The sequence below is a fragment of the Archangium minus genome (genome assembly GCF_044360475.1).
GTDB lineage: Bacteria > Myxococcota > Myxococcia > Myxococcales > Myxococcaceae > Archangium > Archangium minus.
Genome location: NZ_CP043494.1, coordinates 6,444,132 through 6,464,393 on the forward strand (window position 1 = coordinate 6,444,132; position 20,262 = coordinate 6,464,393).

The following is a 20,262-nucleotide window of genomic DNA, read 5'->3' on the forward strand; positions in this document are numbered from 1 at the left end:
AGTCCTCCCCCGAAGTGGCCCTCACGGCTCGAGGTGAAAGGACACGCGGACCATTCGCTGTACCGTGAGCTCGCCCAGCACGTCGCTGTCCGGCGCGAGGGCCACTGCCTCGACGGTGAGGGTCGCGAGGCCGGTGTAGTTCACGGGGTAGAACATGTAGCTCGGGGTGCCGCTCATGGACACGCGCGCCAGCGTGTCGGAGCCGCTCGAATCCGTCAGGGTGAGCTCGTAGCGGGAGGCGCCAGCGGATGTCTGCCACCACGCCCAGAACGGCTGACTGCCACTCACGCGCTGAAACATCTCGGGGCCGAGGATGGAGAAGTCGCCGGGAGCCGTGAGCGTGCGGCAGAGCAACTCATCCTGCCATGCGGCGCACACCTCGGCCGAGCGCCCCTCGGAGAACACCGAGCCGAGGAACTCCACCAGGTTGTAGGTGCCGCGAGAGATGTCGTACTCGACGGGGATGCCGTTGAACGTCACCTTCGCGTCCATCAACTGCAGGTCTCCTCGGTAGACGATGAAGTCCATCACGGAGCCCCCGTTGTCGAACCGCACGGCTCCCCCAATGCGCATGCGGGTCTCCTGGGCATCCTCGATGCGCGGCTCGTGCGTGCCCAGGTGGGTGGACTCCTCCATCCCTTCCGTGCCTCCGCCACAAGCGGACGTAACGAGCGACAGCGCGAGCAGCAGGGACGACCGGTAACGGAAATGGGTTCTCATGTGTCTCTCCCAGGTGAGACGGGCCCCCTGCATGAGGGCCTCTTGTCTAGGAAGACCGGACGTGCGCCGGAATTTGGGAACCGGGATTTTTTGAAGCAGTCGCGCCCAAATAAAAACGGCGGCCTCCCGGGAAGGAGACCGCCGTTCGAGTGACCTGGAGTGAGGGCTCACCGGGTGGTGAGCGTCCCCACGGCCACGTCGATGGCACTCAGGTCACCGCTGTCCGTCAGGGCGTGCGCCTTGATGACGGAGATGGGAACGACGGTGCCCGCCGGCGTCGAGGGGCTCGTTTTCAGCTCCAGCGCCACCGAGAGCAGGGCCCCGGAGTACGCCGTCGCCGGGCCGGTCACGCCCTTCTGGAACACGCCAAGCGAGAGGGTGCCCTCCTTGATGGTGCTCTTGAAGAGCCGGGGCTCGCTGCCCAGCTCGAACAGCCGGTTGGTCACATACTCGGTGTCCGCGTCGGACACCTTGGACCAGCTCGCCTGGGCCGAGTCCACCGAGAGCGTCAGGCCCACGCCCCGGCCAGACTGATCCGCGGGGCCCACGAGATCCAGCACGAGGCGGCTGTCCGTGGACGCACCCGTGTTCTTCACGAGGCGCCAGCCGGTGCCCGTCGGGTCCTGATAACCCACGCCCGAGGTGCCCGGCACGGTGACAGTGGCCGTGTCCTTCTTGGTGGTGTCCGCCGCGTTCGTGGCCACCACGGTGTAGGTGCCAGGCTCCGAGGGCGCGGTGTAGACACCCGTGCTGGAGATGGTGCCGTGGGCATCACCGCCCTCCACCGACCAGAGCACCTGGGGCTCCTTGGCGTCCTTGATGGTGGCGGTGAAGGTGAACCGGTCACCCGCGTTCACGGTGGCTGTCTTCGGTGAGATCGTCACCGGCCCGGCATTGGGGTTGCCGCAGGCGGTCAGCAGCCCGAGCAGCAGCGGAACAATGAATTGGGTCAACGTTTTCATGGCTTACCGTCCGAACTGGCTGACGAAGAGGGTGACGTCGTTGTCGTCCACGGAGCTGCTCGCATCGAGATCCACGTCCTCGCCGGCGCTGGGGCCGGTGGAGCCGTAGGCCTGGGCCATCCGGCCCATGTCTTCTCCGTCCACGACGTGATCGCCGTTGAGATCGCCGGTGAAGACCTTGATGGTCGTCGTGGCGCTCGCGCCGGGAGCCACGGTGCTGGTGGCGATGGCGTGGCAGAAGCCCGGGCCGGTGGGCGCGGTGTAGACGCCCGCTTCAGTGAGAGAACCGCAGATGCGTCCTTCCTTCAGGGCCCAGGTGAACGACGTGTTCACCGCATGGGCGACGCTCGCGGTGAGGGTGGCCGAGCCGCCCACCGGCACCACGATGAAGGGGGACCCGACGCTCACGGAGACGGCCTCGCTCGTGAAGGTGGTCGAGGCCTTGTTGGAGTGGCCGTAGGCGTCGTACGCGACCGCCTCCAGCGTGTGCTCACCGGGCGCCAGCGGGAGGAGGCTGAAGGGGAGCGTGTACGGCGGTGCCAGGGCCCGGCCCTTGAACGCGCCATCCACGTAGAACTCCACGGCCGTGACGCCCGTGTCGTCGGTGGCCTCGGCCTTCAGGACCGTCGTCTCGAACAGGCCCTCCAGGCCCACGCTGACGTTGGGGCCGGCCACGTCGACCACCTTGGAGTTGAAGATGTCGAAGACCACCTCCGCCGTGCTCTCGTTGCCCGAGATGTCCACCGCCTTGACCGTCAGGGTGTGGGGACCATTGGTCAGAGCGGACGCATCGAACGGCTCCGCGTAGCTGCCATGGGGCTCCGTGCGCGTGACCACCGGGGTGCCGTCCACGGAGAACTCCAGGCGCGCCGTCCAGACGTTGTCGCTCACGGAGGCATGGAGTCGAACCGTATCCCCGTAGGTGCTACTGACGGACGCGGTGAGCTGGGGAGGCAGCGTGTCCGGCGTGCTCGTGGTGGTCAGCGTGACGTCATCGAGGAACACCTGGGTGACGCCACCTGGAACCTGCGGCGCCTCCGACTGGTTGGCCTCGAAGTAGAGCTGGATCACCCGGCCCTTGTAGGCGCTCAGATCGAAGCGGTGCTCGAAGTAGTTGCCACCGGTGTCATCCAGGTTGGAGAACGACTGGAGCGTTTTCAGCTCCACGCCGCTGGAGTCCCGCACCTTCGCGGTGAGGGTGTGGTGCGGATTCCCATCGGTGAAGGCGCCGTTGTAGATGCGCAGCCAGAAGCTGTAGATGGCCGAGGTGGCGTCCGAGGGGATGGCGACGGTCTGGTACACGGACGACCTGTGGAGGCCTGGGTTCGACCAGAAGAGGAAGAACGTCGCGCCCGTGTGGGCGAAGGAGCTGTTCGTGAGGAGTCGGGCCGAGCCAGGCAGGGTCGTGGTGACCGGCCAGAACGCCAGACCCGGGGCGGTTGTGTTCTCGAAGCTGGGGTTCTGCACCCGCTGCTGTTGGTTGAGGTCGAAGAAGAACGTCACCGGGGCCGAGTCACCCACGTTACCCGCAGCGTCCACGGCGCGGGCCGTGACGGTGTGCACGTCATTGGACAGCGACGAGGCGTCCAGCACGTAGGCGAACGACTTGGGCGTGGTTCCCACGGACGTGCCATCCAGGAAGAACTCGACGGCGTCGACGTGGCCGTTGTCCGACACGTTCGCGAAGAAGCCCACCTTGTTGCCCACCACGACAGTCTTGGCCGTCACGGACGGTGCCTCGGCATCAGCGGCGTCGCTCACGCGCAGCGTGAAGTCATCGACCTTGAAGCTGGTGCCGAGCGTGGCGTCCTCGTTGCCCTCCAGGTAGATGCGGACGGTCTGGCCCGCGTAGGCGGAGAGGTCGAAGCTGCGCTGTACCCACCCGAACGTCGCGTCCAGGTTGGACCAGGTGGCGAGCGTCTCCAGCACGTCACCCGAGGTGTTGCGCACCTGCACCACGAAGGTGTCCCTGGCGGCGGTGGCGGGCTCCGCGGTGGTGAGCTCGAGGTAGAAGGTCAGCGAGGCCCGCGCGGCGGAGGCGGGGATGGTGACGTCCTGGTAGAGGTTGTCCACGTGGACGGAGCCGTACCCGTTGAGCCAGACGTAGCCCTGGCCCGTACGCGCGCCGGTTACGGGGTAGTTGATGTTGCCGCGGGGATTGGCCTCCCAGCCCTCGCCGCCCTTCTCGAAGCCCGGATCCTTCAGGAGCTGCTCGAAGCTGTTGGCCACGTTGAAGGAATGGGGCGCTGACGCGCTGTAGTTGCCAGCCAGGTCGAAGGCCTTCGCCACCAGCTGGTGCGTTCCGTTGGTGAGCGTGGTGGTGTCGAGTGGCGCCGAGAAGGGCAGCGAGGCGTCCGTGCCCACCAGGACCCCGTCGACGAGGAACTCCACGCGCGTGATACCCACGTTGTCCGAGCCCAGGGCGTGCATCTGGATGCTCGGGGCGCTGCCCGAGACGCTCGCGGTAACGGACGGATCCGTCCGGTCATCATAGATCTTGGCGGAGTAGCCCACGTTGATGGCGGCGAAGGCGTTCTGCACCGCGCGGTACTCGTTGGACGCGGCACCGAAGAGGTCCGCCGCCGACTGCAGGGACGCCGTGCGGGCCGCCATGTAGTTGGCCGACGGGAACAGGTAGACGGTGATGGCCCGGTACCAGATGGCCGCCGCCTTGTCGTTGCCGATCCCCGTCATGCCCTCCGGCAGGTACTCGCTGGAGGTCTCGAGCTCGAAGCTCGCTTTGTCCGCGCCCCGGGACAGGAAGTAGAAGGCGCGGTTCATCGGGCCGCTGCTGAAGTGGACGTCGATGTTCTCGATGCCGGGGAACCAGGCATCCGCGCTCACGCCGTCCAGGCTCGGCTTGTGCATGTAGCGCATCGGGGCGGACGGATTCAGGTTCTCGCCGATGAACCAGTTGCCCTTGGTGCCATCTCCAATGGTGGAGCCCTGGCCGTTGCGCACCCAGAACTCCGTCATGGTGGCGAAGATGTCGGAGTTGGCTTCGTTCAGGCCGCCGGACTCACCGGAGTAGATGAGCGCGGCCGTCTGCGACATGACGCCGTGGCTCAGCTCGTGGGCCGACACGTCGAGCGAGGCGAGGGACTTGGAGCCCGTGGCGGAGCTGGGGTAGGAGCCGTCGCCGTAGCTCATGCAGAAGCACGAGCTGTTCCAGAAGGCGTTGTTGTAGAGGTTGCTGACGTGCACCCGGTTGAAGGTGGGAGTGCCAGCGTTGTCGATGCCCAGCCGGCCGTGGATCTTCAGGTAGTAGTCCCACGTCGCCTGCAGGCCGTAGTGCGCATCCACGGCGGCCGTCTGGCCGTTGTCGCTGAGCGTGGGCCTACCGGGGATGTAGTTCGCCCCATCACCCCAGGTGTTGTCGGGGTCCGTGTACAGGGTGAGCGTGGCCTCGGCGCCGTTCTGCACGTTGGCGTGGTTCACGTCATAGGTCCGCAGCCCCTCGCCGAGGGCGCGGGTCGTGTCCCGTAGCTCGTAAAGGCCTTCGCTGTTCTTCCAGACGTTGAGCTGCACGGTTCCGCTGTGCTGGGAGAGGCCCTTGCCGATGGCCGCCGCCGTCTCCAGCGAGTTCCACTTCTTCAGCACCTCGCCGGAGCGCGCGTCGAGGATGAGGTCCGTGTGGGCGATGCCGTCCTGGGGGTTGTCCAGCTCGGTGTGGACGTGCCAGGCGAGCCGGTAGCCCACCACCTCGTGCTGAAAGTCCGCCGCGTTCTGTTGCTTGAAGGGCTTGTGCGGCGCGAGGTTCACCCGGCGCGTCTCCGGGTAGATGATGAGCTCGGCGGTCGGCTCGGCACCCAACAGGCCGCGCGGGGCAAGCTCGAGGGTCGCCAGGGAGATCGCGCTGGCCGCGTCCACCGTCGGCTGGGTGGACAGGCGGATGCCCGTGCGCAGCCCGTTCGCCGTCATCGGCAGGCTTCGTCCGCTCGGATCCAGGTGGGTGATGGCCATGGCGCCCCAGACCGGCACGCCCTGGTGGAGCTGCTGGAAATGAGCGTGCGTGAGGCCGAAGCGGTCCGTGTGGGCACCGGACATCCGGAAGTCATCCCCGTCATTCAGCCCGAGGCGTGTCTTCTGGGTTCGCAGCGTGGTGAGGGATTCGGCCACGCGCGACGGCTCCCTTGCTCGGAGCTGTGTGAGCGCGGACTGGGAGAGCGGGGTGACTTTCTCACCCGCAAGGGAGGGACCCGCCGTCAGCAGCGAGGCGAGGAGCAGAGGCCAGCGAGGCCACGGCATGGACATGGATTGACTCCACCGGACTTCGTCGAGGAGGTGACCGGCTGTCCGGCACCCACATCGAGCACCAGCGCCGGGAGCGGCACTACGACTCCGCTGATGCTCGAAGAGTCCGACTGCGTACAGCGGGCACACTTCTCCCTGGACTTTCGCCTTTCAGCGCAGCAGCGGAAGTATACACAATTGGAACTTTGGGCTGAATCAGTCCAGACCCGGCGGGCGACGGATCGGCCACACAGACAGGTAAAAACAGGAAAGCCTGTGCGTTGCCCCGTGCTGTCGTTGGGGCCCCCACGGACACGTGGCGCCCATCCATAAATGTGCCGGTACCCTGGAAAGAATTATTTCAATGTATTTCCGTGAAGACGTTTCCGTAGACGAATTCCAGGATTTTGTTATAAGTATTGATTAACCGGTGTAGCCAAAGCGCTACCGGTCCTTCGTTCAGAAAGGAAGTCACTGCGTGAGCAAGAGCGTTCGCGGTTTCAAGTGGCTGGTGGGGGGAATCGTCGGTGTGTCCATGCTGGGTGCGTGCGGCGCGCCGGCGGATGTCGAGACTGCCACTGAGCAGGTCGACGCGCAGGCTACGGGCGAGGTGGCGGTGAGCCTGTCCGTGACCAAGGCCTCCCTCAGCGCTCGCGAGGACGTGTCGGTGACGGTGACCCTCACCAACATCTCGTCCGAGCCCGTGCGCCTGCTCAAGTTCTACATCCCGGATGAGCGCCTCAAGGAGGGCTTGTTCGAGGTGTCTCGCAACGGCGAGCCCGTGGAGTACATCGGTCCCCACATCAAGCGCGCGGCGCCGCGCGCTGAGGACTACATCACCCTGCAGCCCGGCGAGAGCCTGTCGGGCTCGGCGCCTGTCTCTGGCATGTATGATCTGTCCGAGACCGGCAGCTACACCATCCGCTACGCGGCGCGCTCGCTGGAGCAGCACAGCGCGGTGCTCACCAAGGCGGCGCAGCTCGACTCGAACCTTGTGAACCTGTGGATCGAGGGCCGTGACAGCGGCCTGCCCGAGCTCCAGGCGCAGGGCACCGTGTCGGCCCAGGGCCTGTCGTACTCCGGCTCCTGCACCAGCTCTGAGCAGTCGTCGATCAGCTCGGCGCTGACGTCCGCGAGGACCTACGCGAACAACGCGTCGACCTACCTCAACGGCATCTCCGCCAGCACCACGCGCTACAAGACCTGGTTCGGCACCTTCTCCACCACCAACCTGACCACGGCGCGCAACCACTTCACCAACATCAAGAACGCCCTGGCCAACGCGGCGATCGTGGTCGACTGCAGCTGCAATGACAGCTACTACGCCTACGTCTACCCGACCCAGCCGTACAAGATCTACGTGTGCAACGCCTTCTGGAGCGCCCCCACGACGGGCACGGACTCCAAGGCGGGCACGCTGGTCCACGAGATGAGCCACTTCAACGTGGTGGCGGGCACGGATGACCACGCCTACGGGCAGACCGCGGCCAAGAGCCTGGCGACCTCCAGCGCCACCCGGGCCCTGGACAACGCGGATAACCACGAGTACTTCGCGGAGAACACGCCCTCCCTGCCGTGATCTCGGTTAGGGTAGGGGCTTGATGGGAGACGGGAGCGGCGACGCTCCCGTTTTTCTTTTCTGGCGCGTGCGCCCATCCTTGCCGCGCCTGGAGCGGAGAGAATCCGTCCTATGACTCGTGGACATGTGGGTTGGGTCGCGCTGTGCTGTCTGGCATTCGGTGGTAGCGCATGTACGCGCAAGGAAATCCCGGCGCAGCCGGAGCCGGCGCAGCAACAGGAGGCCCCACCTCAGAAGGAGAACCCGGCCGTGGCAACGCCCCTGGAGTGTTCGTTGAGCGTGCCTCCGAGCGTGCGCGCGGGTGAGCCCGTGGAGGTTCGTTTCCAGCTCACCAACCGCACGGCGCAGCCCCTGTTCGTGCTCAAGTGGCGTACGCCGCTCGAGGGGCTGCGCGGCAATGACTTCCAAGTCACCCGCGACGGCACCGAGATTCCCTATCAGGGGCCGATGGTGAAGCGGGCCAACCCGTCCGCGGACAGCTACGTGACGATCGCCCCCGGCGCGTCGGTGGAGGCCCGGGTGGAGCTGACCCTGGCCTATGAGATGAACCAGCCGGGGCGCTATCGCATCGAGTTCAGCAACCAGCTCATGGATGTCGCCGAGAAGCAGGCGGATGTGCCTCGGACCCTGGATCAGCTCCAGTCCACGCCGGTGCAGTGCCCAGTGATCGAGACGACGATCACCGCGCCTTGAGCTGAGGCCGTTCCAGGCCGCCGAGGGGCACTACCGGGAGACCGCGCTGATGCGCGGCGGGGCCGACGACTCGAGCACCCGGCGGATGGTCCCGGCGGCCTGGGGGAATGGCCCCCGCGCGAGCTCCCGGCCCGAGGGGCTCATCGCTCGGATGAGCACCTGCTGGAAGCCCTTCACCAGCCCCAGCGCGCGGTGCGGCTCGCCGCTGGAGTCGGCCACCATGTAGAACGACGCCTCCAGGTCGGCGGGCGGCTGCTGACCGTGCTCCAGGAACAGCTGCCGGACCTTGTCGAGCGAATCCTTGTGGATCTTGCGGATCTCCCTGCTCGCGGCCCCCATGAAGAAGCCGGGGATGCCACGCAGGTCCACATGCACCACCACAATGGGGTTCTCGTGGCGCAGCTCGTAGGCGAACCGCATGGCGTGCTCGCGGAGGACCTGGCGCGTGTCCCGGTTGGCGTAGAGCACCACCGCTGGCCGCCCTTGTCCGAGAGGAACCTCCCGTCCGAAGACGTCCTCGAGGCCCGAGGCGTGTGCCGGGAGTGCTCCGAACAGTCCTATCAAGCAGGCCAGTACCACCAGGATTCGCATAGGTAAGAATCTCCTCCAGGGGGATAGGGACGGACCGCAGTGTACGAGGTGACCTGACGGCGCTGGCAACAGCGGTATTCTCCTCTTCCGTCCGCTCGCGCTCCCAGTGAGGCCCAGGCGCACCTGGCTGCCTGCCCCTCAGGCCCGGTTTCCGAGAAAGGGGGAGGGTTCCTCTCGCGGGCTCCTATGGCTGTCTCTGGCGGAGTCCCTCCATTTCCTCTAAAGCGGCCGCATTGGAGGGGTGACGCAATGAGTCGAGTTTTGGAGGACCTGCTGGAGCTTCTGAAGCTGGAGGCCATCGAGGAAAACCTGTTCCGTGGACGGAGCCAGGACCTCGGTTACCGGCAGCTCTTCGGTGGACAGGTGCTCGGTCAGTCGCTTTCAGCGGCCAGCCGGACCGTGGCACCCGAGCGCCATGTCCACTCGCTGCATGGGTACTTTCTACGCCCCGGCGATGCCAGCCTGCCTGTGGTCTACACGGTCACACGCGTGCGTGATGGTGGCAGCTTCACCACCCGCAGTGTGACGGCCATCCAGAAGGGCCAGCCCATCTTCACCATGATGGCCTCCTTTCAGGGGGACGAGCCCGGTTTCGAGCACCAGGCGAAGATGCCGGAGGTGCCCGCGCCGGAGGGGCTCCCCTCGGACGTCGAGCTGCTGCGCCGCAATGCCCACCTCATCCCCGAGCGGGTGCGGGACAAGATCCTGTGCGACAAGCCCATTGAGATCCGCCCGGTGACGCAGGTGGATCCGTTCAACCCGAAGGTGGGCGAGCCGATCAAGTACGTGTGGTTCCGCGCCGACGGGCTGCTCCCGGAGGATCCGCAGGTGCACAAGTACGTGCTGGCCTACGCCTCCGACTTCAACCTCATCACCACCTCGCTCCAGCCGCATGGCGCCAGCTTCATGCAGCGCAACATGCAGATGGCGAGCCTCGATCACGCCCTGTGGTTCCACACCGACATGCGCGTGAACGATTGGCTCCTGTACGCCATGGACAGCCCCTGGGCGGGCAATGCCCGAGGTCTGGCGCGCGGGCACATCTTCACCCGGGATGGCCGTCTGGTGGCGTCCGTGGCCCAGGAGGGCCTCGTTCGTCTGCGCCAGGACGCACGCTGAACGGGCTGGCCTCGGTCCGAGCGTTTCGTTGGATGGATCCGCCCTCCCTCCGCCCCATGTGGGGTGGGGTGAGGGCGTTTTCATGTCAACGGCTTGAGTACGGCCCTGCATGACGGCGCCTCGCTCGCCACCTCGGACCCGGGAGGGCAGGCCAGGGTCCGGGCTTGCGTCGGACGGTTCGTACACGAACTACCGTGCCTACATTTCGCGACTATGTAAGCCATGCGCCTGATGCGCGACATGTCTGCGTTACAGTGTATCTGTATCCATGGTCTTGGCCACCCATGCCTACATTTCGCGCATATGGGACGACTGGATGTTTATATTTGCAATTAAATACAAACAAAAACAGAAATAAGTGTCTGTGTCTGTTTTTGATTGGAATGGCGTGCTTTGTTTGTATTTAATTGAGTGGTGTGCAAGCTGCTTCGTTGTTTTGTTTGTCATTGTTTGGGGCAGCGGCGTCAAACCCAGCCGCCACCCCTGGTCGCAGCCAACTCAGCCACGGCGCCAGAAGCGCCACCAATGCCGGCGGTTCCTCTGCTCGGAGGACCCAGACCTGGCCTGGACGCACTCCGGATAGCGCGTCTTAGGGCGAGGCCTTACTGGCCGGCGCCGTGAACTCCGCCAGCAGGAACTCGTCCACGGGCGGCGCCTTCTCGATGAGGCCCAGCTCCACAAGCTGCCGCCCCAGCGTCTCCCACCGCTCGCGGCTCATCGTCCCCAGCCCCCGGGCGCGCGTCTCCTCCGTCTCGATGAGCGGCTTCTGCGCCTGCGCGGCCGCCGCGAACGTCTCCGCGTCCATCGTGGTGTTCAGCTTCGCCATGACCGCGTTTGCGGGCTCAGGGTTCTCCAGATAGCTGCTCCAGCCCTCGCGCACCGCCGCTACGAAGCTCTTCACCCGCTCCGGCTGCTCCTTCCACAACTCCCGGCGGGTAATGACCACGGCCTGGTAGGGATTGAAGCCTTCGTCGGCCACCAGGAACACGGTCGGGTCCGCACCCTGCTTGCGCGCCGCGATGGGCTCCGAGGTGATGAAGCACTGCTGCGCGAACTCCTTGTCCGCCACGAAGCGAGCCACGCCACCGTCGTAGGGCACTACCTTCACCTTGTCGAAGCCGTACTTCTTCTTCAGGTACGCGGCATACGGCAGGCCGGGCTCCAGGGCGATGGTCCCCGAGGCGAGCACGTCCTTGATGCCCTTCGCCCCTCGTGAGGCGTGCACCATGATGCCGTGGGGCGACGTCTGGTACACGGCGAACAGGGGAATCACGTCCACGCCGCGCACCCGGGCGGTGAGGACATCATCCGCGGCCACGATGCCGAACTCCACCTGGCCGGAGGCCACCATCTGCATCACCGGCACGCCCGCTCCGCCGCCGAGGATGTTCACCTCCATCCCGTGCCGCTTGAAGGCTCCCGTCTCCCGCGCGGCGTAGAAGCCGCCGAACTCGGGCTCGGGCACCCAGTTGAGGGCCAGCTTCACCTGCGCGGTCTGCGCCGCCTGAGCCTGCGCGCCGCTGCCTGCATCCGTGCCCTCGGCCTGTTTCGTGCCTTCCTTTGAACGAGAGCACGCCCCTACGGCTACGAGCAGCGCCACACAGCCCAGCAATCCGACGAGACGTCTTCTCACTTGTTGGTTCCTCCAGAGGAAATGGTTCCTTATGAGCCCGAAGCCGACGGGTGCCAGCGCCTCAGCAGCCGGGATCCCGTCAGGCTTACCGCTCCGAACAGTGCCAGTCCCACCACCGAGGCCGCCAGCACCGCTGCGAAGAGCAGATCCGTTCGCAACTGTCGGTAAGCCGACAGCACCAGGATGCCCAGGCCGGCGGCATCCTCGGAGAAGCCGGCGACGAACTCGCCTCCGATGGCGCCGATGACGGCCAGCCCCGAGGCGACCCTCAGGCCGGTGAACAGGTGCGGCAGCGCGGCGGGCAACTCCAGCTTCCACAGCGTCGCGAGCCGGCGCGCCCCGTAGAGGCGGAAGAGATCCCGCAGCGCCGGCTCCACCGAGCGCATCCCAGAGAGCGTGTTGGCGATCACCGGAAAGAGCGAGACGATGAAGGACGAGGCGGCCACCGCGCGTCCCCCCGGGCCGAACCACAGCACCAGCAACGGGGCGATGGCGATGATGGGCACCGTCTGCAGGAAGAGGGTGTAGGGATAGAACGCCCGCTCCAGCAGCTTCGATGAGGAGAGGAGAATGGCGGCGAGCACGCCCACCAGCGCGCTCAGCCCGAAACCCAGCAACGCCGAGCGTCCAGTGGTGAGCGCCGCGCCCAGCAGGGCCGTCGCCTCGTGGGCCCCGACGATGGCGACGGCAGAGGGGGGCGGCAGCAGCCAGACGGGGATGGCGAAGGCGCGTGTCACGCCCTCCCAGAGCCCCAGGAGCACGGCGAGCGCGGCCACGGGTGCCAGGAGCGAGCCCGGGAATGAGGTCTTCATGTGGCGTCTCCTCGCTCCAGGGCCTGGAGGAGCAGGCCCATCTCGCGGGCGAAGTCGGGCTCGGCGCGCAGGGCGGGGGTGCGCTCCTTGGGGAGGGCAAGGGTGTGGTCCAGCATCACGCGCGCGGGACGCCGGGACAGCACCACGGCTCGCTCGGCCAGGTACGCGGCCTCGGAGAGGGAGTGGGTGACGAAGAGGACGGTCATCCCCAGCTCCTTCCACAGGGCCAGGAGTTGATCGTCCAGCCGGTTGCGCGTCAGTTCATCCAGGGCGGCGAAGGGCTCGTCCAGGAGCAGCAGCCGGGGACGAGTGACGAGCGCTCGGGCCAGGGAGACACGCATGCGCATTCCACCGGAGAGCTCGGCCGGGAAGCGCGAGGTGGCGTCGCCGAGCCCGACCTCCTTCAACAGGGTATGCGCCGCGGGGTGGCGCTCGGACGCGGGGACGCCGGCCAGCTCCAGCGGTAGGGCCACGTTGTCCAGCACCGAGCGCCAGGGCAGCAGGTGCGCATCCTGGAAGACGTAGGCGATGGGGGTGCGCGCGCCGCGGGTTCGTTCGAGGGGAGGGGTGAAGGTGAGGGTGCCCGCGTCGGGCTTGTCCAACCCGGCCACCAGTCGCAGCAGGGTGGACTTGCCACACCCGGAGGGGCCCACCAGGGCCACGAAGGAGCCCGCGGCGATGTCCAGGTCCATCCCGTCGAGCACAGGGACGCCGCCTGGAAAAATCCGCCGGAGGCCGGAGATCTGCACGCGGACGCCGCCCCTGCTGTCATTGGGCGGAGGCGAATCGGGGGGGACCGGGCTGGGGTGAGCCATGTGGTAGAACGGTTTCTAACCGCATGGCGCTCCCCTGGCCAATGCTCTGAGTGACCGCATGGAGGGCCAGCGGCGTCTTCGGCAGGGAGGTCGACCCGTGTACACGCCAGACGAGTACCGCTTCTTCGTGGATGGACGCATCCCCGTGCTCAAGCTGCACTACGAGCCCCGGCCTGGCCCAGCTGTCGTCGTCCTGCACGGGCTCGGTGCGAACGCAGACTCCCAGCGCTGGGAGATGAACGCGCTCGCCCGATGGGGGTTGAGTGCCATCGGAGTGGACGCTCCGCACCATGGGGCCCGGCGAGACGCGTGGCTCGATGAGATGTCGTGGCTCGGCCAGCCCGAGTCCCATACCCGCCTGCTTCACGCCATCCGCGAGTCCGCCCACGATGTCTCACGGGTCATCGACCACGCGGTTCACGAGGGTCATTGGCCCATCGGGATCGCGGGTGTCTCGTTCGGCGCGTACACGGCGCTGACCGTGGCGGCCCAGGACTCGCGGGTCCAGGCCACTGTATCCATCCTCGGCTCGCCGGACTGGACTCCTCGGGACGGGCACATCACCGATGAGATCCGCGAGCTGATGCGCCACGCGCCCGTCCACCGCCCGTGGGACTGTGCGCGCAACCCACTGCTCCTGCTGAACGGGGGCCGTGACAACGTCGTGCCGCCACACTGGTCCCGCGACTTCGCGCGCACGCTCTGGGAGTGGCATCCCGCGTTGGGCTCCCACGTGGGGTACGTCGAGTATCCCGAGTCGGAGCACATGATGCGGCAGCAAGATTGGGACGACGTCTGGAACCGCTCGCTCGGCTTCCTCCGGCGGACCCTCTATCGGGAGTGACGGGCTACTGCCCGGTGGGCGCCCCCTGGTGCGGCGCGGGCAGCTCCACGCCTTGGGTGGCGGCCCAGTCCTCCGCGGTGCGACCCTGGGCGTCCCGCACCTCGCGGTGGGCGCCGTTCCGCTCGAGCGCGCGGGACACGTCGATGCGGCCGGTGAGCGCGCTGAACATCAGCGCCGTCTGGCCCAGCAGGTTCTGCTGGTCCACGCGGCAGCCGCTCTCGATGAGCAGATCCACCACCGCCTGGTGCCCCCGGAAGGCGGCGCCCATGAGCGCGGTGTTGCCCCGGGTGTCCGGCTCGCAGGGGTTCGCCCCGCCCGAGATGAGCGCTCGCACCGTCTCCAGGTGCCCGTGGTAGGCGGCGAGGATGAGCGGTGTGTAGCCGCGCGCGTCCCGGGGGGCGGCGGGTGTGCCGGCCGCGAGCAGCCCGCGCACCACCTCGGTGTCTCCCTCGCGAGCCGCCGCGAGGAGGATGTTCTCTGCCTCGGTGACGGGAAGCTCCCGGCGGACTCCCGCCGGAGCCGCCTCCGCGTGCGTCGGCCGGAAGAGCGCCATTCCCGAGGAGATGGCGAGGACCGAGAGGACGAGGAGGACCGCGGCGCCCACCGCGCGCCGGACTCGAGTGTTGGCTTTGAGGGTGCTCATGAGGGTGTCTCCGGAAGAGAAGAGGGTGCGCGGCTACCTGCGTCGGCTCAGGGGACCATGTCGGCGGTGCGGGCCTTCTCCGGCTTGAGCCCCACCGCGCGCGCCACCTGCTCGCCGTACTCGGGATCCGCCTGGAGCAGGAAGCCGACCATGCGCGTCTTCACCTCGGCGCTCTTCACCTGGCCGAGGTCGGCCGCGAAGTTCTTCACCAGCCGGGCACGCGCATCCGCCGGGAGGGACCGGTAGAACTCACCGGCCTGGGCGAAGTTCAGCGTCTTCTGGATGGGCTGCTGCTGCGTGGTCCCGGACAGCGGCGCGCGCGACAGCAGGAAGCGCGTGTCATCCCCCGTGCGCCCGGTGATGCTCGGCTCGTAGTTCACGTCCGAGCGCGTATTGGCGAAGTTCATGCTGCCCCCCTGGTTGTTGTTGCGCACCTCGGCTCGGGCCCGGTTGACCGGCAGCTGGAGGTAGTTGGCTCCCACCCGGTAGCGCTGGGTGTCGGCATAGGAGAACAGGCGGCCCTGCAGCAGCCGGTCCTCGCTCGGCTCCACCCCGGACGGCATCACACCCGGCGAGAAGGCGGCCTGCTCCGTCTCCTCGAAGAAGTTGTCCGGCATCCGGTTGAGCGTGAAGCGGCCCAGCTTGATGGACGGGGCCTTGCTCTCGGGCCACACCTTGGTGGCATCCAGCGGATCGAAGTCGAACGCGTCCAGCTCCTTCGGATCCAGCACCTGCGCCGTCAGCACCCACGAGGGGAACTGGCCCTTGCCGATGCTCTCGTAGAGATCATGGGTGGCGTGTTGGATGTCCTTCCCCTGGGTCCGCTCCGCCTCCTCGGCGGTGAGCGACTTCACGCCCTGCTGGCTGCGCCAGGCGAACTTCACGTACTTCACCTCGCCCTTCGCGTTGACGAACTTGAAGGCGTGCACGCCGAACCCGTCCATCTGTCGGTAGTTCGCCGGGATGCCGAGATCCGAGTAGACCTGGGTCAGCATGTGTGTGCTCTCGGGCACGTGGCTGAAGAAGTCGAAGAAGCGGTTGGGATCCTGCCGGTTGGTGATCGGCGAGGGCTTCAGCGAGTGCACCATGTCCGGGAACTTGATGGCGTCCCGGATGAAGAAGATCGGCAGGCTGTTGCCCACCAGATCCCAATTGCCCTCGTCCGTGTAGAACTTCAGGGCGAACCCGCGCGGATCCCGCACCGTCTCGGACGAGCCCTGCGGGTGGATGACCGTGGAGAAGCGCACGAACATGGGCGTCTTCTTCCCCTTGGCCGACAGCATCGACAGGCGCGTGAGGTTCGAGAAGTCGCCGTCACTGATGAACTCGCCGTAGGCACCCACGCCACGCGCGTGCACCACCCGCTCCGGAATGCGCTCGCGATCGAAGCGCGCCAGCTTCTCAATGAGGTGGAAGTCCTCCAGCAGGATGCCGCCGCGCGGTCCCGCCGTCTTGCTGCTCTGGTTGGTGCCCACCCGGGCGCCGCTGTCGGTGGTCAGTGGCGAGGCGGCCAGGGCGCCTCCGCTCACACCCAGGGCCAGGGCCATCAGCGTCGTGCGAATCAGGTTTCTCATGGGGTCGTCGTTCCTCGTGTCGGGGTCGGGGGCGCCCGTGGAGCTCACCGGGCCACCCTCTGCACCTGCGTCACTGCGGGAAACGGACCAACGCCAGAACCCCAAGAGTTTCAGGGGTTTGCTTTGGATGGCCCGGGGGGAGCAACGACAGAACGTTGTGGCAACGAAATATCGTCGTTGCCGATCCCCTCACCGTGCCTTGCGCTTGAGCCCGAGGCGAGCGAGCCGACTCTGCAGAGTGGTGGGCGGCACGCCTGCGAGCTCGGCCGCGCCCCCGGCGCCGTACACCCGGCCCTCGGTGTGTGCCAGCAACCGCTCGAGGTAGGCGCGCTCGTTCTCGACGAGCGAGGGCAGTTTGTCCCCAGCGGGCGGCTCCACGCTTCCTTCCGTCGCGGCGCCAGCACGCGGGCGGTTGCGTACGCGCGGAAGCTCCACGTCCAGCTCGCTCCCCCGGGCGAGGATGCGGGCACGCTCGAGCACGTTCACCAGCTCGCGGATGTTGCCCGGCCACTCGTAGGCCTTCATCCGGCGCAGGCTCTCCTCGCTCAGGTGCCAGGGGCCACGGCCGGTCCTCCGCTGGATGCCCTCGAGGATGTGCGCCGCCAGTTGGGGCAGATCCTCGCGGCGCTCGCGCAGGGGCGGCAGCCTCAAGGGGAAGACGGAGAGCCGGTAGTAGAGATCCTCACGGAAGGTGCCTTCCTCCACCGCCTTCTCCAGATCCACGTGGGTGGCGGCGATGACGCGCACGTCCACGCGCATCGTGTGATCCGAGCCCACCGGTTGGAGGGTCCCCTCCTGGAGCACGCGCAGCAGCCGGGCCTGGATCTCCAGCGGCATGTCGCCCACCTCGTCGAGCAGCAGGGTGCCGCCATCCGCCAACTGGAAGCGGCCCGGGCGATCGCGCACCGCGCCACTGAAGGCCCCCTTTACGTGGCCGAACAGCTCGCTCTCCACCAGCCCGGCCGGGAGCGCGGCGCAGTTGACCTTCACGAAGGGCATGTCGCGCCGGTTGCTCCAGCCGTGGAGCGCGCGAGCCAGCACCTCCTTGCCGGTGCCCGTCTCCCCGGAGAGGAGGACCGGCGCGTCCGTCACCGCCACCTGCCGGGCCGCGTCCACCACCCGGCGCATCTCCGGATGGTGTGAGCGCGCGAGCGATTCGCCCGCGTCCTCCCCGCCGCGCGCCTCGTCCTCGAGCAGCCGGTTGTGTTCCTGCAAGCGGCGGCGGTGACGGTCGAGCGCCCCGGCCAGCTCCGCGGTCACCATGGCCAGGCCGATGACCTGGCCGTACACCGTCACCATGGACACCAGCTCCGGCGGGTAGAGGCCGCAGGTGCGGCTGTCGAAGGTGATGACGCCGAGGTTCCTCTCGCCGGCGAAGACGGGGATGACCATGCACGAGTGGCCGTGCGGCAGCTCCAGGACGCCATCGTAGGGATCACCTTCGTCTCCGGAGTGGTGGTGCTCCTCTAGTACCCGTGCCCGGCGCGTCTCCAGCACGCTGCGCAGGGTAGGGTGGCGTTCGAGCGGCAACCGGTGAGAGAGCACCCGCTTGTCCGCCAGGGGGCCTCTCGCCACGCGCACCTGGAGGACGCCCGCCTCCAGCTCGAGCAGCGCCACGAGATCATGCGGAATGGTCGAGCCGAGCGCATCGAGCGCACGGGTGAGGAGCTCCTCGAGCCGTCCCGGAGTACCGGCCAGGCGGGTCAGCTCCTCCAGCCGACCGGTGAGGGTCTGAAAATCGCCGGTGATCATGAGAGGGCCTGAGTAAGGGGGCCAGGCTGCCGGGGCAACGCTATTTCGTTGTCCTGCGCAACGGCCTTTCGTTGCCTCGTCAGCCCAGGAGGCTCGACTTTGTGACTCATTGACTAGAAATTCAAATCTGGTCATATTGTCCATATGGTCGCATCCTCCAATCCCCCGGCGTCGTCCGCCGGTCGTTCATCCGCCGAGGCCCGGCGCCAGCGCATCCTCCAGGTGGCCAAGAGCCACTTCGAGCGCTTCGGGTTCCGCCGGACCCGTATCGAGGACATCGCCCGCGACGCCGGCATCGCGAAGGGGGCCGTCTACCTGGAGTTCGAGAGCAAGGAGGTGTTGCTCCACGCGGTCATCGAAGCCTTGTTCGTAGAGATCGGGCGTCGGTATGCCGCGGAGGTGATGTCGCTGGAGTCGCCTCGCGAGCGGCTGCGCGCCACGCTGCGCTTCGCCTACCGCGAGTTCGCCCGCGACGCCTTGTTCGAGCGACTCGGCCGTGAGGATTCTGAGCTGGCGGTGTTCCAATCCCTGGCGAAGGCCGGGGACAACCCCCGCAAGGCGGATGCCCAGGTGGAGATGATTCGCGGCTGGGTGCACGAGGGCATCGAGCGAGGCGAGTTCCGCGCCGACCTGGACGTCGACGCGGTGCCCTTTGTCATCGGGCTGCTGCGCTTCCTTCACTACCACACCGCGCTCATCACCACGGGAGACCGCATCACCCGCGAGCGGTTGCTCGACGCGGTCATCGACATCTTCATCGCGGGACTCTCCGCGCCAACCCAGAGGTAACGCCATGCATGCCATCGAGATCGATCGGCTGACCCGCGTCTACGGCTCCGTCCGGGCCGTGGACGGAGTGAGCTTCCACGTGGAGCCCGGGGAGATCTTCGGGTTCATGGGACACAACGGCGCGGGGAAGACGACCACGCTGCGGATGTTGCTCGGGCTGACGCGTCCCACGTCGGGCAGCGCCCGGGTGCTCGGCCACGACGTGGTGCGCGAGAGCCTCGAGGTGCGCCGCCAGTGCGGCTTTCTCCCCGCGAGCTACGCGCTCCCGGCCCATATGACGGCGCGCCAGTTCCTCCACTACGTCGCCGCCATGTTCGACCTCGAGGCGGACGTCGCCGAGGCTCGCATCCAGTCGCTGCTCCAGCTCTTCGGACTCCAGGCCGCGGCGGATCGCAAGCTCGGCGGCTTCTCCACGGGGATGACGCAGAAGGTGGGGCTCGCCCAGGCCCTCATCAACGAGCCTCGTATCGTCCTGCTGGACGAGCCGACCTCCGGGTTGGATCCGCTCGGTCGACATGAGCTGCTCGAGCACCTTCGCCACCTGTCCTCCGAGCGAGGCGTCACCGTGCTCTTCTCCAGCCACATCCTGTCGGACATCGAGACGCTCTGCCGGCGTGTCGCGGCGCTGCATCAGGGCAGGCTCGTCGCCTTCGGTCCCATCGAGGCGCTCAAGAGCGAGCACCGCTCCGCGAATATGGACGAGCTCTACCTGTCGCTCGCGAGGAGGGCCGCATGAAGGCGCGCTTCCTCTGGCTCGACATGCGCGCCACGCTCGGCGAGCGCAAGACGTGGCTGGCCGCGGGTTTGGCGTTCTACGCGGTGCTCACCATGCCCATCCTCGCGGCGAAACCGCCCGAGCACGTGCTCTCGGCCCTGAAGGTGTGGTTCTCCACGTCGGATCCCTTCATCCTCTTCCTCTTCATCTGGACGGACCTGGCGATGAACAAGCTCATCGCCATGCTCGGCGTGGTGCTCGCGGGCAGCCTGGTCATCCGCGAGCGCGAGACGGGGCAGCTGGCGGTGCTGTTGTCCAAGCCCGTGTCGCCCGCCTCGTACTACCTGGCGCGGACGTTGTCCGCCTGTGCCGTCATGGCGGTGCTCTATCTGGGCGCGAATCTGGCCGTCGCGCCCCTCGTCGCCCGGAGCATGCCGGGGTTTCGCTGGGGGCTCTTCTTCGCGTCGATGGCGGTGCACCTCTTCGCCGCGTTCTTCGCCGTCTGCTTCAGCGCGCTCATGGCCGTGCTCATCCGGAAGCGGGCGCTGGCGGGGCTCGTGAGCCTGCTGGTGCTCAGCCTGCTCGTGAGCCTGGCCTTCATGGGTTTCTACAACCCCGCCTGGAGTGGGCTCTCCTTCTTCAATCCCATCACCCAGGGCATCTCCGTGCTCGGCCACATGGATGATCTGCGGCCCGGGCACGTGCTGATGCCCATCGCCGTCTTGTTGGGGATCAACGCGGTCGTACTCGCCCTCGGCGCCCTGCGGGTGCGCCACTTGGAGGTGTGA

General features: G+C 67.2%; 17 protein-coding genes. 7 read left to right on the forward strand and 10 right to left on the reverse strand.

What is annotated here, in order from left to right:
- Positions 1-21 precede the first annotated feature (21 nt).
- The 3 genes from F0U60_RS26120 to F0U60_RS26130 all read right to left on the reverse strand — a co-directional run bounded on the left by F0U60_RS26120 (position 22) and on the right by F0U60_RS26130 (position 5,936).
- Complete coding sequence (locus F0U60_RS26120; RefSeq protein ID WP_395824705.1) at positions 22-720, reverse strand: hypothetical protein; 699 nt, start codon at positions 718-720, stop codon at positions 22-24.
- Positions 721-887: 167 nt separating this feature from the next.
- A complete protein-coding gene (locus F0U60_RS26125; protein WP_395824708.1) occupies positions 888-1,682 on the reverse strand; it encodes a hypothetical protein in 795 nt (264 codons plus the stop codon).
- Positions 1,683-1,685: 3 nt separating this feature from the next.
- On the reverse strand, positions 1,686-5,936 hold the full coding sequence (locus tag F0U60_RS26130; RefSeq protein WP_395824711.1) for a M4 family metallopeptidase: 4,251 nt from the start codon (positions 5,934-5,936) through the stop codon (positions 1,686-1,688).
- Between the two features lie 457 nt (positions 5,937-6,393).
- Here F0U60_RS26130 and F0U60_RS26135 point away from each other — a divergent pair, with 457 nt between their 5' ends.
- Both F0U60_RS26135 and F0U60_RS26140 read left to right on the forward strand, forming a co-directional pair.
- On the forward strand, positions 6,394-7,494 hold the full coding sequence (locus tag F0U60_RS26135) for a M35 family metallo-endopeptidase (protein WP_395824714.1): 1,101 nt from the start codon (positions 6,394-6,396) through the stop codon (positions 7,492-7,494).
- A 249-nt stretch (positions 7,495-7,743) separates the two neighbouring features.
- The gene (locus F0U60_RS26140; protein ID WP_395824718.1) at positions 7,744-8,187 is read left to right on the forward strand and encodes a protease; all 444 of its coding nucleotides are present in this window, start codon (positions 7,744-7,746) and stop codon (positions 8,185-8,187) included.
- A 30-nt stretch (positions 8,188-8,217) separates the two neighbouring features.
- Here the strand turns inward: F0U60_RS26140 and F0U60_RS26145 are convergent, their stop codons facing one another.
- The gene (locus F0U60_RS26145) at positions 8,218-8,778 is read right to left on the reverse strand and encodes a hypothetical protein (RefSeq protein ID WP_395824721.1); all 561 of its coding nucleotides are present in this window, start codon (positions 8,776-8,778) and stop codon (positions 8,218-8,220) included.
- Between the two features lie 249 nt (positions 8,779-9,027).
- Here F0U60_RS26145 and tesB point away from each other — a divergent pair, with 249 nt between their 5' ends.
- Positions 9,028-9,897 carry an acyl-CoA thioesterase II gene (tesB, locus tag F0U60_RS26150; RefSeq protein WP_395824724.1) on the forward strand — a complete coding sequence of 290 codons (870 nt, stop codon included), beginning with the start codon at positions 9,028-9,030 and terminating at the stop codon, positions 9,895-9,897.
- Positions 9,898-10,486: 589 nt separating this feature from the next.
- Here tesB and F0U60_RS26155 read toward each other — a convergent pair.
- The 3 genes from F0U60_RS26155 to F0U60_RS26165 are packed head-to-tail and all read right to left on the reverse strand — an operon-like array spanning position 10,487 to position 13,091.
- Positions 10,487-11,530, reverse strand: a complete 1,044-nt coding sequence (locus tag F0U60_RS26155) for an ABC transporter substrate-binding protein (RefSeq protein WP_395824727.1) — start codon at positions 11,528-11,530, stop codon at positions 10,487-10,489.
- Between the two features lie 29 nt (positions 11,531-11,559).
- On the reverse strand, positions 11,560-12,342 hold the full coding sequence (locus tag F0U60_RS26160) for an ABC transporter permease (protein ID WP_395824730.1): 783 nt from the start codon (positions 12,340-12,342) through the stop codon (positions 11,560-11,562).
- Positions 12,339-13,091: an ABC transporter ATP-binding protein gene (locus F0U60_RS26165; RefSeq protein WP_395824733.1), complete on the reverse strand. Its 753-nt coding sequence runs from the start codon at positions 13,089-13,091 to the stop codon at positions 12,339-12,341. The genes F0U60_RS26160 and F0U60_RS26165 overlap by 4 nt, the downstream gene beginning before the upstream one ends.
- A gap of 163 nt (positions 13,092-13,254) precedes the next feature.
- On the opposite strand from F0U60_RS26165, the gene F0U60_RS26170 reads away from it, so the two are divergent.
- On the forward strand, positions 13,255-14,001 hold the full coding sequence (locus tag F0U60_RS26170) for an alpha/beta hydrolase family protein (protein WP_395824737.1): 747 nt from the start codon (positions 13,255-13,257) through the stop codon (positions 13,999-14,001).
- A 4-nt stretch (positions 14,002-14,005) separates the two neighbouring features.
- Here the strand turns inward: F0U60_RS26170 and F0U60_RS26175 are convergent, their stop codons facing one another.
- From F0U60_RS26175 to F0U60_RS26185, 3 genes are all read right to left on the reverse strand, one after another.
- Positions 14,006-14,644 carry an ankyrin repeat domain-containing protein gene (locus F0U60_RS26175; RefSeq protein ID WP_395824740.1) on the reverse strand — a complete coding sequence of 213 codons (639 nt, stop codon included), beginning with the start codon at positions 14,642-14,644 and terminating at the stop codon, positions 14,006-14,008.
- 47 nt (positions 14,645-14,691) lie between these two features.
- On the reverse strand, positions 14,692-16,218 hold the full coding sequence (locus F0U60_RS26180) for a catalase (protein ID WP_395824743.1): 1,527 nt from the start codon (positions 16,216-16,218) through the stop codon (positions 14,692-14,694).
- A 189-nt stretch (positions 16,219-16,407) separates the two neighbouring features.
- Entirely contained in the window at positions 16,408-17,970 is a 1,563-nt protein-coding gene (locus F0U60_RS26185; RefSeq protein ID WP_395824746.1) for a sigma 54-interacting transcriptional regulator, read from the reverse strand.
- 144 nt (positions 17,971-18,114) lie between these two features.
- On the opposite strand from F0U60_RS26185, the gene F0U60_RS26190 reads away from it, so the two are divergent.
- From F0U60_RS26190 to F0U60_RS26200, 3 genes are read left to right on the forward strand one after another with little or no spacing between them, the layout of a single operon-like run.
- A complete protein-coding gene (locus tag F0U60_RS26190; protein ID WP_395824750.1) occupies positions 18,115-18,759 on the forward strand; it encodes a TetR/AcrR family transcriptional regulator in 645 nt (214 codons plus the stop codon).
- A 4-nt stretch (positions 18,760-18,763) separates the two neighbouring features.
- A complete protein-coding gene (locus tag F0U60_RS26195) occupies positions 18,764-19,495 on the forward strand; it encodes an ABC transporter ATP-binding protein (RefSeq protein ID WP_395824753.1) in 732 nt (243 codons plus the stop codon).
- Entirely contained in the window at positions 19,492-20,262 is a 771-nt protein-coding gene (locus tag F0U60_RS26200; RefSeq protein WP_395824756.1) for an ABC transporter permease subunit, read from the forward strand. The genes F0U60_RS26195 and F0U60_RS26200 overlap by 4 nt, the downstream gene beginning before the upstream one ends.

Bases quoted from the DNA above. Each gene is read 5' to 3' on its own strand.
- F0U60_RS26130 (WP_395824711.1), bottom strand. From the start codon at position 5,936: ATGTCCATGCCGTGGCCTCGCTGGCCTCTGCTCCTCGCCTCGCTGCTG.
- F0U60_RS26180 (WP_395824743.1), bottom strand. From the start codon at position 16,218: ATGAGAAACCTGATTCGCACGACGCTGATGGCCCTGGCCCTGGGTGTG.
- F0U60_RS26120 (WP_395824705.1), bottom strand. From the start codon at position 720: ATGAGAACCCATTTCCGTTACCGGTCGTCCCTGCTGCTCGCGCTGTCG.
- F0U60_RS26175 (WP_395824740.1), bottom strand. From the start codon at position 14,644: ATGAGCACCCTCAAAGCCAACACTCGAGTCCGGCGCGCGGTGGGCGCC.
- tesB (WP_395824724.1), top strand. From the start codon at position 9,028: ATGAGTCGAGTTTTGGAGGACCTGCTGGAGCTTCTGAAGCTGGAGGCC.
- F0U60_RS26160 (WP_395824730.1), bottom strand. From the start codon at position 12,342: ATGAAGACCTCATTCCCGGGCTCGCTCCTGGCACCCGTGGCCGCGCTC.
- F0U60_RS26125 (WP_395824708.1), bottom strand. From the start codon at position 1,682: ATGAAAACGTTGACCCAATTCATTGTTCCGCTGCTGCTCGGGCTGCTG.
- F0U60_RS26145 (WP_395824721.1), bottom strand. From the start codon at position 8,778: ATGCGAATCCTGGTGGTACTGGCCTGCTTGATAGGACTGTTCGGAGCA.
- F0U60_RS26195 (WP_395824753.1), top strand. From the start codon at position 18,764: ATGCATGCCATCGAGATCGATCGGCTGACCCGCGTCTACGGCTCCGTC.
- F0U60_RS26200 (WP_395824756.1), top strand. From the start codon at position 19,492: ATGAAGGCGCGCTTCCTCTGGCTCGACATGCGCGCCACGCTCGGCGAG.
- F0U60_RS26185 (WP_395824746.1), bottom strand. From the start codon at position 17,970: ATGATCACCGGCGATTTTCAGACCCTCACCGGTCGGCTGGAGGAGCTG.
- F0U60_RS26190 (WP_395824750.1), top strand. From the start codon at position 18,115: ATGGTCGCATCCTCCAATCCCCCGGCGTCGTCCGCCGGTCGTTCATCC.